Source organism: Paenibacillus jiangxiensis, assembly GCF_046098255.1.
Lineage (GTDB): Bacteria > Bacillota > Bacilli > Paenibacillales > Paenibacillaceae > Paenibacillus > Paenibacillus jiagnxiensis.
Map to the genome: position 1 here is coordinate 95,410 of NZ_JBJURI010000021.1, position 11,734 is coordinate 107,143.

Genomic DNA, 11,734 nt, shown 5'->3' on the forward strand with positions numbered 1-11,734 from the left:
ATTTTACAGGGGGTAATAACTTATCATGAAAGCATTTTCTTTCAAGAAATTCACCATGATCATGATGGCTTTGACACTGCTGTTCGCTGTAGTTGCACCGTCAGACGTGGATGCACGCCGTGGAGGATTCAGCTCCGGCAAGAAATCTTACTCCACAACGCCAAGCAGGTCAAGTGACAGTACCAACAATAATAACGTGAACCGCAGCGAGACAAGAAATAATAATAACAGCACGGTGGCCGGCTCCACTACCAACAGAACCGGCGGCGGATTTTTCGGTGGCGGATTTATGCGCGGCATGATGATCGGCGGTCTGGCAGGCCTGCTGTTCGGCGGCCTGTTTGCAAATATGGGCATGCTCGGAAGCCTGCTTGGACTCGCCATTAACCTGCTCGGCATTTATCTGCTTGTGGTCATCGGTTTTGCCATCTACCGCAGCATCAAAAATCGCCGCAAGCAGCAAGATTCCCGTGAAGGACGTTACTAATCCATGGTTCTAAGTATGGATGAAATCATCAACGCCGTCTGTCTTCATATGGCGGCCCGCAAGGACGTAAAACCAAGCGAAGTAACGGTTGAGCTTTTGTGGGATGAGGAAACCGGTTATTCTGCAGAAGTGTGGGTTCAGGAGAGAAGCCAGTATCTTGTGGAATCCAATATTATTGAAGCGATTCTGCGGTATGTTCATTCCGAACACGGCATTCGTGCCTACCGGGAAGACGTTACATTGGAACTGGATGAGGAAATAACCGCTCACGTACGGGCATAACATTACTATTACAAAGGCTGTTTCAAGTTCTGTTTTCGATTTTTGATGCTCCATATAGTATTACATTTGGTGTGAAAAAGGACCTCATGACCCACCTTTAACGTGGATTTTGAGGTCCTTTCGTTTGTTTAGAACTGTTTCTTACTTATGGAGTGTGATTTTGACTGCCGTATTGTCATCAAGCAGTGCCAGATTATTAACAGCTACCGTTTCCCCTTTTTCAATGCCGCTTGTAATCAAGGCCTGCGAGCCGGACTCGCTTGCGACAGTTACTTCTTTACGGGCCACATGACCGTCATTCACGACGAAAACATAAGCTTTGCCGTCTTGCTCCAGCACGGCACCGGAAGGTACAATCATGCCCTGCTGCGCATCGTTATTCACAAAGCTGATGTCAGCCAGCATACCTGATTTCAGCATCATGTCCGGATTGGCCACCGAAACTTTCACCGGATATCCCTTGCCGCTTGAATCCAGCGGACTTACATTTTTAACCGTTCCGGTCGTAATCAGGTCGGAAGCCGACACACGTACCTGAACTTTGTCACCGACTTTGACCTGATTAATCTGTTCCGCAGGGACATAGATAAGTGTATTTACCGTGCTAAGGTTTGCGATCACAAGAGCTGGCGATGAGGCGGATACCATTTCTCCCACCTCTGTATTTTTAACGCCCACAATCCCGTTAATCGGGGAAGTAATCACGGTATCCTCCAGTGCGTCCTGTGCGATGGAAATGTTGAGCTGAGCCTGCTTGAGGGACTCACGGCTCGATTCAACCGTTGCGGTGCTTTGCGAAACCTGCAGCTGCCGCTGCGCGTTGCTGTATCCGCTGTTAGCATTCTCATAGCTGCTGGTTGCATTTTTATAGGCCTCCTGGGCTACCGCCAGCGCTTTTTGGGCTGCATCCAGCTGATTGTCAGCATTGGACTTGGCATTCACTGCGTTTTCGTATGCCGTCTGGGCGCTTACCACTGCGGTTTGAGCCTGTTCCAACTGAGCCTGTGGAACAGAGCCTTCATTGAACAAAGCTTGTGTCCGGGTGAGCGTCTTTTTGGCATCAGCCAAAGCCTGCTCTGTCTGCTTGATGGTATTGCCTGCGCTGGATAGGCCGTTCTTCGCCTGCTCCACGGCCGTTTTCGCCTGATTTACGCTCCCCTGCGCCTGGTTAATGGCACTTTTGGAAGAAATGACGCCGTTCTTTGAGCTGACAATACCGGAGGTTGCCGATACGACACCGGACTCGTGGGAAGCTTCCGCCGTGCCGACGGCGGCTTCGGCAGCGGAGGCCGCAGCCTTGGCCTTGGCCAGATTATTGCGGAGATCGTTGTCCTCCAGCTTGAACAGTACCTGGCCTTTTTTTATCTCAGAGCCGACATCCACCGGTAGCTCCACGACTTTGCCCGCCATCTTAGGAACGATGTTGACCGTCTCGGCCGGAGTAACCACCCCGGTATAAATTTTGCCTTCACCTAAAATACCTTCCTGAGCCTGACCTACCTTCACCGGCACAACCATTTCCTGAGCCGCTCCTCCGCTGCCCGAGCAGCCGGCTAACACAGCTGTTCCGAGCAGAACCGCGGCTAACGTAGTTTCCAATTTTGTTATCTTCATTATGTTCCCTTTCTTTCTATCATTTTTAATGAGGGCGCATCACGATTGTCTGCCTTGCCTTGCCATTACTCGCTTGCTGCAGCTTCCTTCTCCGCTTTCTTCCGTCTGATAAACAGGAAAATAAGCGGGATGGAACAGAACAGCGGTACCGAGGATACCAGGAAGGTGTCCCCGATGCCTCTAGAATAAGCATCCAGCGATATTAGACCGGAAACCGTAGACTGCCAGGAGCTGCCAAGCAGTGCCTGGAATGATCTGGCGGAATCAGGCGTAATGGATTCGGCAATATGCTGGGAATGCATGGCCGTCCGGCTCTGCATAATGGAAGTGAATACCGCAATCGCCATCGAGGCCGCTACCGTCCGCACCAGATTCGATGCCGTGGAGGCGTTGCCTACCTTGCTTGGCGGTACTGCGTTCATGCCGACCGTGGATAATGGCATCATACAGATTCCGATTCCAAGACCGCGCAAAGCCATTACGATTTCCAGCCACTGGTGAGGCGTGTCCGGAGTAAGCTGGTGCAGATGATACGTCATAAAGCTGGTCAGCGTGAGACCGACCAGGCCCAAGGGCACAATCCCGAATTTATCGAACAGCTTGCCCGCGATCGGCATCATGACGGCCATTGCGAGCGCCTGCGGAATGAGCAGAATGCCGGTGTCTATCGGAGACACGGACTGGATATTTTGCAAAAACAGCGGTGTAAGGAACATCCCGCCGTACATCCCCATCATAACGAGACTGGAAGCAATAACGCTGATCGTATATCTGTAGTTTTTAAATAAGGAAATTTCGATCACCGCATTGTCTTTGCCGGCTTCAACGTAAATAAGGAACACCAGCGCCCAGAATGCAATGAAGAACAATCCCACAATTTTAAATGAAGTCCAGCCGTCGGATGAACCGTTCGACAAAGCGTACAGCAGGGTGCCTGCACATGTTGCTGCCAGTAAAAAACCGGGCAAATCAAATTTTCGCGGTTCCCCTTTAGGCGGTTCCTTGATCAGAACAATGACCATCAAAATCGCAAACAAAGCAAACGGAAGACTGATGATAAACAGAAAACGCCAATTGAACCATTCGATCAAATAACCGCTTAGCGTCGGGCCAATGGCGGGTGCCGCCATCGCGGAGATACCCCAAATGCCAAGAGCCATGCCAATTTGCTCCCGCGGCATTATTTTGTACACAATCGTCATACTGAGCGGCATAATGACACCGCCACCCAAACCGGCAATGATCCGCGCGGCAATCAGCGAAGAATCATTCCAGGCAAAAATACAAATCGCAGTACCAAGCGAAAAAACGCTAAGCGCTAATATGAGAAACTTTTTGTAACCAATGCGCTGCTCCATAAAACCTGTAATCGGGACGATCACCCCGGATGCGAGCGTATATCCCGTAATAACCCATTGAATCTTCGTCGTGGTCGAGCCGAGGTCTGTGGTCAGACTGGGGATGGCCACGTTGATCAGACTGTTGTTGAGAATGGCGACAAACGCCCCCAGGATAATTGCTAAAAAGGCAAGCCAGCGTTCTCTGACCGAGCCTGCGGAAGGAGCAGCGGCAGTATCTGCGGAAGACACATCGACTCCCCCTTTTATTTGGTATGAATTTTAACTTCCACGTTGGTTCCCGGAATCAGCTGCAGGTCCTCCGGCGAGTTAAGCACGATTTCCACCGGGATGCGTTGGGTCACTTTATTGAAGTTTCCGCTTGTGTTCGTGGCGGCAATGGCTGCGAATACCGAATTAGAAGCCTGCCCCACCTTGCGCACCTTGCCCTGGATGGTCCGGTCGCTCGCGGCATCAAGCGTAATGTCCACCAGCTGTCCCGGCTTCACCCGGCTGATGTCGGTTTCTTCAATGTTGGTCGTTACATAAGCGCTGTTCAAGTCAGCCATGACCGCAACAGCGGCGCTCGGCGATCCGATCTCGTGCACCTTGGAATTCACTTTGATCACAGTGCCGTCGATCGGCGCCCGCATGACCGACTTGCTGACGGAAGAGGCGTCAAGATTGGCAACGTCCTGTTCGGCAACCGGCTCATTTTGCTTGAGCACATCGCCTTCCTCCACATCGATATGGGTAATCTCTCCTGTAATCTGCGGCATCACCTTATACTGGTCCACCGTAATGCGGGCATCGTCACTGGTAACAAAATGGCTTCCCTGATACCAGTAATAATAACCAAGCGTGCCACCGCTTAAGATCAAAATCACAATGAGAATCGGCAGTACAGTCTTCTTACTCACTTCTTCCACCCCTGTTACTTGAAAAATTATTATTTAACGCTAATATTTTAAATTTAAAATATACGCGGTCAAATCAATAGATACAAATATGCTGAATAAAGAAAAGCATGACTTTTAAGCCATGCGCTTAGCGATACAAAAGCGATCAACAACTAATGTAACTAATTATATTTAAAAAGTTTCATATCGAGCTCACAAAAATTAATTATAGTTAAATTTATCAAATTGGCAAGTAGTTCTTTTGGACTATTTTAGGGATTGTACCGCTTTCAACACGCAAAAAGACGCCCAGGGTCATAGACCCTTTGGGGCGTCATCGATACATTTTTCGCACTAAGAGGTAGTTCAAAAAGTCATCTTTTGATCACGAAGGAAGTCAGGAAGCGGACTCGACATCGAATCTTGAATTCAGCCGGGACTTCCGGGGCTCACGTACCCTAAGTACGCTCCGCTCCTCAGTCCCTAGCTTCATCCAACCTTCTCGGTGCTGAAAACCTGACTTTTTGAACACTCACTTTAAGAAATGTAGAGTGTGCCGCTTTTTTTCTCTGTCCGCGGAAGCAGATTAGTTTGATGCCGCTTCGCGCAGCCCGGACAGAGACATCCCCCTGACATATGGCCTGATTCCTGCAAGGAGTCACGCAGCAGCATGACATAATCCATTGATCTGCCCAATGAGGACGGGCCAATCACATAAGACACCTTCTTCCCTTCCAGCAGGCAGTAGAATTCAATCATTTCGGGCACATAACCAAAGGCGTAATGGCTGAACACGGTAATAAGATGCATATATGTGCTTATTAAATAAGGGTCGTAAGAAAGCATGTATTTCTGAATAAGCAGCGAATCGGAATGCTGCCCCATCATCCAGGCTGCCTGTATGATCACCGACAGTTCCACGTTCAGCTCTGCTGCTGGAATCTGAAACTGCTCGAACAATATGGCAGGCTCGTGGAGTTGCCGGTTAGCCGCCCCGATTTTACATATCCCGCCGGTCACCTTGTCTTTAACCTCCCAATAATGGGAACAGGACTCAAAGTCTGCGTGCTGCTTCGGCCACCACTTTTCAAGCATGTACTGCACAGGGATTTCACTTCTGACCTCATATGGGGTGCTGTAGTATTCATGCAAAGCATGGCTGACCGCATACAACACATGTTCCCGCCAGTGTCTGCCCGGCTTGCGCTTGTCGCTGCTGCTGGACTGCTGAAGCTTGCGGGGGAGGTCCCACATGTATTCTATTTGATAATCGTAAAGCACAGGCACGGAACTGCTGCGCTGCTCTTCTCCCATCATCACATCGGTCCTTTCCTCAGGATACCGTAATGTCTGTCTGCAAAAACCTGCGGCCGAACTCACGGCATGTTTCCTTTTCCGCATCCTGCGGATTAAATTCAATCTTAAGGCTGTCCTGCACCAATAACGCTCCCCGCTCCTTCAGCTTCTGCTCCAGCACGTCAACTGCACCGCAAAATTGCGCATAGGACGTATCCCCGCTGCCAAAAACCGCCGTTTTGGACCCTTCCAGCTCAAGCTCGTCCAGTTCCTCATAGAAATCAAGAAACTCATCGGGCAACTCTCCGTCGCCCCATGTGTAGACTCCAAGCAGGTAACCGTCATATTCAAGCAGCTCCGCTGCATTGCATTCATAAGCTTCCTTAAGCACCGCCGTATGCCCTGTCTGCCTGATGCCTTCAGCAATCAATTCGGCGATTTCTTCGGTATTTCCCGTCATCGAAGCGTAAGCAATCAAAATCTTGGCCAAAATGAATCCCTCGCTTTACTATCATCTTGTTAAGATGAATATAAATGATAATGATTCTCATTGTCAAGTTCTTCCCCTCCCTGCTGGCGGCGCAAGCTGCAATTGTGTACAATAGTGTGCATACGACTTTTTGAAGGATGGATTATGACATGTATGTAGCTGACAAGTGGAAAGATTATGAAGTGATTGATACCGGCGGCGGCGAAAAGCTCGAACGCTGGGGAGATGTAATTTTGCGGCGCCCTGATCCGCAAATCATTTGGCCTTTGACCAAGGAAACGGCGGAATGGCGCAGCACGCACGGCCATTACCACCGCAGCTCGTCCGGTGGCGGCAGCTGGGATATGAAGAAGCCTGTTCCCGAGCGCTGGACGATCAGCTATGAAAACCTCAAGTTCCATATTCGCCCGACCAGCTTCAAGCATACCGGCCTCTTCCCTGAGCAGGCGGCCAACTGGAGCTGGATGATGGATAAAATTGCCGCGGCAGGCAGACCGATCTCGGTGCTGAATCTGTTCGCTTATACAGGCGGTGCAACGGTTGCCGCCGCTTATGCCGGAGCAAGTGTCGTTCACGTGGATGCGGCCAAAGGCATGGTGCAGTGGGCGAAGGAGAACGTGCAGCTGTCCGGCCTCGCTGACAGACCGGTGCGTTTTATTACGGACGATGTGTTCAAGTTCGTGCAGCGGGAGCAGCGGCGCGGCAACAAATACGATGCGATCATCATGGACCCGCCTTCCTACGGCCGCGGACCCAGCGGCGAAACGTGGAAGCTGGAGCAGAGCCTCTATCCTTTCCTGGAATCGTGCATGAGCATCGTATCGGACAACCCTTTATTTTTGCTTATCAACTCCTATACAACCGGCATTTCGCCTACCGTATTAAAAAATATGCTCAGCATGACGATGCAGCCCAGATATGGCGGCAGCATCACTGCCGGCGAAATCGGGCTTCCGATCACCCGCTCTGGGCTCATTCTGCCCTGCGGCATTCTCGGACGCTGGGAGGCGTAGCCCCCATGCCGCTTGTGCCAAACGAGGAATCCGGGATCAAGGTATTGTATGAGGACAACCACGTGCTGGCGGTTGAAAAGCCGGTCAACGTTCCCACCCAGGAGGATGCGAGCGGAGATCCCGATCTGCTGACCCTGCTGAAGCAGGATTTGAAGATCAGGCATCAAAAGCCGGGCAATGTGTTTTTGGGGCTGGTTCACAGACTGGACAGGCCCGTTGGCGGCGCGATGATTTTTGCCAAAACGTCCAAAGCCGCATCCAGGCTGTCCGAGGCCGTCCGCAGCCGCGGCTTTCACAAGCTGTACGCAGCCGTGGTGCACGGCTCCCCTGGAGCGCAGAGCGGCCGGCTTGAGCATGATCTGCTCAAGGACCCGCGCACCAATACGGTGCGGGCGGTCAAGCCCGGCACACCGGGAGCCAAGCAAGCCTTGCTGGACTATAAGGTTGTAGGAGAAATGGGCGGATTAAGCCTGCTCCTGGTCGAGCTGCATACCGGCCGTCCCCATCAAATCCGTGTGCAAATGCAAAGCATCGGCTGCCCGCTATACGGGGATCAGAAATACGGGGCCAATGTGAACCGCCCGGGCCAGCAGCTCGCCCTTTGGTCACTCTTGGCCGGCGCTCCCCATCCTGTCACTAAGGAGCCTCTGTTGTTCCGGTCGCTTCCACCGCGCCAGTTTCCGTGGAGTGAATGGCCGGAGGAGGTTTATGAAGAGACTCATACTAAATAAAATATCGGCTGCCAAAGACGTAGGATTTTGTCTTTGACAGCCGAAACCCTCAGAACCCTATAACCAGTTCGTACTTCGAGTGCCGTCCGTCACTTCAAATTGAACTCACTGTTCGTGCCTTCTGTTAAAAATGTAATCTGCGCTTCATTTCCTTGCGGAATCCCTTGTCTGTGAGCAGCCACATACCGAAAAATGTTAACAGGGAATATAACCCGGCCGCAACAGCTGTCCATAATACTTGTGACATGCCTACGGCATATAACAGCAAAGGGATAAATCCAAGGAGAATCAAAGCCAGCAAGTATCCTGTGAACTCCCGCCACCGCATACTGCACATAATAGTAACCAAAAAGGTTGCAGCCATCACCAGGAACGGAATGACATAACCGGTCGACCAGTAATTCTTGCCTGCCACCGCATTGATCCACAATAGCAAACCAGACAGCCCGAGCAATTGAACGATGACTTTGGCGCCGAGGTGTGATCGTGATATCACAGTATGTCTTATGAACAGCCAGACGTACAATACACAGGGAATCAGATACAGACTCCACCAGACATCGCTTTTTCCTAACGTGTTGATAAGGATGGAGAGGCTGATAACGACTAGCACGATAAAGGCAAGCCACTTGGAAAAAAGATTGCTAACATGCTGCTCTTGTGTAAATGTATAAACAGGGTACCAGCGATTGCCGGCCGTTTGTGTTGCACCCATGCCACTTAAGTTTCTTCGGCATAAGGGACATGCGGTATGCGCCGGATCTACGGATACGCCACAGCTCATACACCTCATACTCCCATCCCCCAATCATTGCTGACAATCCTCAAGTCCAGTCCGCTTAGACTGGAGAGATGGCGAAAAAAATGCATGATCACATCGCTTTCGACAATATTGCGTGCGAAGGTGATCGTGAGTTCCTCATTGATGGAGCATACAGCACAATTTATCGGGCTTTTAGCTGTCGGGTACAACGTGGCCTCCATGGCCTCGACATGCGCTGACATACTGGAAGGAATAGCGATTCTGCCCAGATTGGTAAGCGTAAGCGTTTTGACTTCTTCACCGTAATGGTCGAAGCCATACCGGAGAGCCAAGTTCTTCAGCTTGAGCGGTGTAAATCTGGACAAAAGATTATTCTCGTATTTCATGCTGGCAGCCATTACTTGACTTAAATAGGGCTTGGTTGTTTTTTCTTTCATCTGTGCATGTACGATTTCGAGCACTTGCTCGAATGTCATGTCTTCACCCATCTCCACACCAATGTTAATCACTGCAAAAAAGTTCCTCAGACTGCTGGAAGGGAATATTTTTCGCAGATTCACCGGTATGCATATTACAATGGGCAACTTCTCGTTATTGAAAGGCAATGTGGAGGCATGAACCGCCATGATCAGAATCGCTGTCAGATAAGCCGTGAGGGTTACGCCCTTCTGCTTGGCCACCGTATTCAGCCGGGAAGCGTGAATCATTCCATGTATCACATTGTGTCCATAAGGCGTAAAACGTGTACCCGGAATCTGCAGGGCCTCCGGTGTCCTAATTTCCGTTTCTGATGAGACAGGAGCGTAATGGGCTTTAAAGCTGTCCTGTTCTTCAGCATAACGAGCAAACGACGCGGGGGGTAAAATCAGACCTTCCTTGTCCTCCACGTTCTCGCCGCTCAGATATAAATATTGGAATACCAAGGTTTTGAGAAACTCAAGTGCCCCTCCTCCGTCTGTCAGTGCATGAAAAATCTCCACGCTGACTTTGTTGCCATAATATAAAACTTTTACCAGACCTCCGCTCTTATCCGAAAGGGTTACTGGCGCACAGGGATAGGTCGTTTCAGGTTCTATCGTCAGAGGCGTCTCTTTCTCGCGCAAAAATTTCCAAAAAAGCCCATTTCTCAATTCCATCTTCAAGAGTGGAAACCTCTTAATCACCCCGTCCAAAGCCTGCTGCAAGAGCGGCGGATTTACGGGACTTGTGAGTATCATTGACAACCGAAAAGTTGAGGAGTTCTCCTGACCCGCAACTGCCGGGAACAGCTTCCCGGCGTGGTCAAGTTTATACCATTCTGCCATACGTTGATCTCCTTCTTTTGTAACATCGTTTCCAAACTCTTATAGCTTGACCTGCAGCACATGAAAATCCAGTGTTTTGCGAAATCCGATCTTCTCGGCTACACGGATGGAAGAAAGATTGTCGTCGTCGCACACCCAAAGCGGGAGGCGGCCGTTCTCCAGACAATACTCAACGCAAGCTGCAGAGACCATTTTAGCGTAACCTTTGTTGCGGAAGGCCTCGTCTGTAAACAAGGCAAATTCCAGCTGATTCCCGGAAGCAAAGACGGACAAACACCAGCTGGCTATTGTCCCGTCCTCTACGATGCAATAGCCGATTCCCTTCCTTGCAAAATCGCCGATGGATCGCCAGGATAGCCGGATCCACTGCAGAAGCGCATCCCTATTGTTGAGCAAATCGTCATTCAAGAGACTTTCATCGATCTGCTTCAGACCGGATTGTGTCTGTATTTCCTTCCTGGGCGAACGGTTGGCCGGATCGAACGTATAAAATCGTTTTCTGACAGTCATTAGCTCCAGCCGGTCGGACAATGCCCATTGAAGCGCCCTTTTCCATGACTCGGAAGGAAAGTACACATTGATACCCGGCATCCCGTACGTTCTGGCATTCGGGATCAGTTTGTGAACAAATAAATTAGCAATCTCTCGATGGAACGACGCATCCCTCGGATCTCCTGAGCATAACACCTCAAATCCTATTCCGTAAATGATCCCTGTCTTCGGGTCCTCGATATCGTCTACATAAATCTCACCACGAGTGTTCCCGTCGATGACGGAGGAAACGATCAATTGGTGATCATAACCGTCGAATATCGGCCTTGCCTTCGGATACCGCTCTGTGGGCAGTGCATGCACGGCCTTCATCCCCTTCCTGATCATTTGAAAATCGCATTATTGATAGAGAAAAGTCATCACATCCTCGACCGGAGGCACCATGAAACGATCTCCCATAAACAGCTTCATATCAGCAATCCCCTGAATCACGGAAAAGAAGAAGAGCGACAATTGATAAGGATCCCCTTGCTTAAATTCGCCCAGCTGTTGCCCTTCTTCAATTAAGCGGGCGGCCTGTTGGAACAGCAGCAGATCGATCTTTTTCAGCTCCGCCATTTGGGGCAAAGGCTCCAGTGCCAGCAGCGAGCGGGTCATCAATATAAAATACTGCGAAATCAGCTCATTCTCCTGAATATCCTTAAGCAGACCGGACGCCACCTGAGTCAATGTCCGGGAAGGATTCCCATCGGAATCGAGAAACTGTATTGTTTCCGCCATTTCCATCATCGTATTGTCAATCAGTTGGGTAAACAGCTCCTGCTTGGAGGCAAAATGCCGATAAATCAGACCTGTGCTGATGCCCGCCGCTTTCGCGATATCCTTCATGCTGGTTAAGGCAAGGCCCTTTTGGACAAAACATGCTAGACCGGCGGATTCGATTTTTTTTCTTGTTGCCGCCGACATTTGGTCGTTCTGTTCCTTTGTGCGGGCCATTACGATTTCTCCTTTATATAATGAATTAAA

The 11,734-nt window shown here is 50.3% G+C and carries 13 protein-coding genes; 4 read left to right on the forward strand and 9 right to left on the reverse strand.

The window, feature by feature from the left end:
- The first annotated feature begins 22 nt into the window (after positions 1–22).
- Both ACI1P2_RS19770 and ACI1P2_RS19775 read left to right on the forward strand, forming a co-directional pair.
- Positions 23–487, forward strand: a complete 465-nt coding sequence (locus ACI1P2_RS19770) for a hypothetical protein (protein ID WP_408976281.1) — start codon at positions 23–25, stop codon at positions 485–487.
- A gap of 3 nt (positions 488–490) precedes the next feature.
- Complete coding sequence (locus tag ACI1P2_RS19775) at positions 491–769, forward strand: YxcD family protein (protein WP_355321819.1); 279 nt, start codon at positions 491–493, stop codon at positions 767–769.
- A 141-nt stretch (positions 770–910) separates the two neighbouring features.
- On the opposite strand, the gene ACI1P2_RS19780 is transcribed toward ACI1P2_RS19775, so the two are convergent.
- The 5 genes from ACI1P2_RS19780 to ACI1P2_RS19800 form a co-directional block, all read right to left on the reverse strand.
- Complete coding sequence (locus tag ACI1P2_RS19780) at positions 911–2,383, reverse strand: efflux RND transporter periplasmic adaptor subunit (protein ID WP_355321821.1); 1,473 nt, start codon at positions 2,381–2,383, stop codon at positions 911–913.
- A 65-nt stretch (positions 2,384–2,448) separates the two neighbouring features.
- Positions 2,449–3,972, reverse strand: a complete 1,524-nt coding sequence (locus ACI1P2_RS19785) for a DHA2 family efflux MFS transporter permease subunit (RefSeq protein WP_355321823.1) — start codon at positions 3,970–3,972, stop codon at positions 2,449–2,451.
- Between the two features lie 14 nt (positions 3,973–3,986).
- Positions 3,987–4,640, reverse strand: coding sequence for an HlyD family secretion protein (locus ACI1P2_RS19790; RefSeq protein ID WP_355321825.1), 654 nt, complete (start codon positions 4,638–4,640; stop codon positions 3,987–3,989).
- 516 nt (positions 4,641–5,156) lie between these two features.
- Complete coding sequence (locus ACI1P2_RS19795; RefSeq protein WP_355321888.1) at positions 5,157–5,936, reverse strand: hypothetical protein; 780 nt, start codon at positions 5,934–5,936, stop codon at positions 5,157–5,159.
- 16 nt (positions 5,937–5,952) lie between these two features.
- On the reverse strand, positions 5,953–6,405 hold the full coding sequence (locus ACI1P2_RS19800; protein ID WP_355321827.1) for a flavodoxin: 453 nt from the start codon (positions 6,403–6,405) through the stop codon (positions 5,953–5,955).
- Between the two features lie 149 nt (positions 6,406–6,554).
- On the opposite strand from ACI1P2_RS19800, the gene ACI1P2_RS19805 reads away from it, so the two are divergent.
- Both ACI1P2_RS19805 and ACI1P2_RS19810 read left to right on the forward strand, forming a co-directional pair.
- Positions 6,555–7,418, forward strand: a complete 864-nt coding sequence (locus tag ACI1P2_RS19805) for a class I SAM-dependent methyltransferase (RefSeq protein ID WP_355321829.1) — start codon at positions 6,555–6,557, stop codon at positions 7,416–7,418.
- 5 nt (positions 7,419–7,423) lie between these two features.
- Complete coding sequence (locus tag ACI1P2_RS19810) at positions 7,424–8,149, forward strand: RluA family pseudouridine synthase (RefSeq protein WP_355321831.1); 726 nt, start codon at positions 7,424–7,426, stop codon at positions 8,147–8,149.
- 124 nt (positions 8,150–8,273) lie between these two features.
- On the opposite strand, the gene ACI1P2_RS19815 is transcribed toward ACI1P2_RS19810, so the two are convergent.
- The 4 genes from ACI1P2_RS19815 to ACI1P2_RS19830 form a co-directional block, all read right to left on the reverse strand.
- Positions 8,274–8,864 carry a DUF6320 domain-containing protein gene (locus ACI1P2_RS19815; protein WP_355321833.1) on the reverse strand — a complete coding sequence of 197 codons (591 nt, stop codon included), beginning with the start codon at positions 8,862–8,864 and terminating at the stop codon, positions 8,274–8,276.
- 74 nt (positions 8,865–8,938) lie between these two features.
- Positions 8,939–10,216 (reverse strand): alcohol acetyltransferase, encoded by a 1,278-nt coding sequence (locus tag ACI1P2_RS19820; protein WP_355321835.1) that lies wholly within the window; start codon positions 10,214–10,216, stop codon positions 8,939–8,941.
- A gap of 39 nt (positions 10,217–10,255) precedes the next feature.
- Complete coding sequence (locus ACI1P2_RS19825; protein WP_355321837.1) at positions 10,256–11,095, reverse strand: GNAT family N-acetyltransferase; 840 nt, start codon at positions 11,093–11,095, stop codon at positions 10,256–10,258.
- 12 nt (positions 11,096–11,107) lie between these two features.
- Complete coding sequence (locus tag ACI1P2_RS19830; RefSeq protein ID WP_355321839.1) at positions 11,108–11,704, reverse strand: TetR/AcrR family transcriptional regulator; 597 nt, start codon at positions 11,702–11,704, stop codon at positions 11,108–11,110.
- Between the last annotated feature and the right edge of the window lie 30 nt (positions 11,705–11,734).

Coding starts and splice junctions, on each gene's coding strand:
- ACI1P2_RS19830 (WP_355321839.1), bottom strand. CDS start 11,704: ATGGCCCGCACAAAGGAACAGAACGACCAAATGTCGGCGGCAACAAGA.
- ACI1P2_RS19820 (WP_355321835.1), bottom strand. CDS start 10,216: ATGGCAGAATGGTATAAACTTGACCACGCCGGGAAGCTGTTCCCGGCA.
- ACI1P2_RS19775 (WP_355321819.1), top strand. CDS start 491: ATGGTTCTAAGTATGGATGAAATCATCAACGCCGTCTGTCTTCATATG.
- ACI1P2_RS19825 (WP_355321837.1), bottom strand. CDS start 11,095: ATGATCAGGAAGGGGATGAAGGCCGTGCATGCACTGCCCACAGAGCGG.
- ACI1P2_RS19780 (WP_355321821.1), bottom strand. CDS start 2,383: ATGAAGATAACAAAATTGGAAACTACGTTAGCCGCGGTTCTGCTCGGA.
- ACI1P2_RS19805 (WP_355321829.1), top strand. CDS start 6,555: ATGTATGTAGCTGACAAGTGGAAAGATTATGAAGTGATTGATACCGGC.
- ACI1P2_RS19810 (WP_355321831.1), top strand. CDS start 7,424: ATGCCGCTTGTGCCAAACGAGGAATCCGGGATCAAGGTATTGTATGAG.
- ACI1P2_RS19815 (WP_355321833.1), bottom strand. CDS start 8,864: ATGGGTGCAACACAAACGGCCGGCAATCGCTGGTACCCTGTTTATACA.
- ACI1P2_RS19795 (WP_355321888.1), bottom strand. CDS start 5,936: ATGATGGGAGAAGAGCAGCGCAGCAGTTCCGTGCCTGTGCTTTACGAT.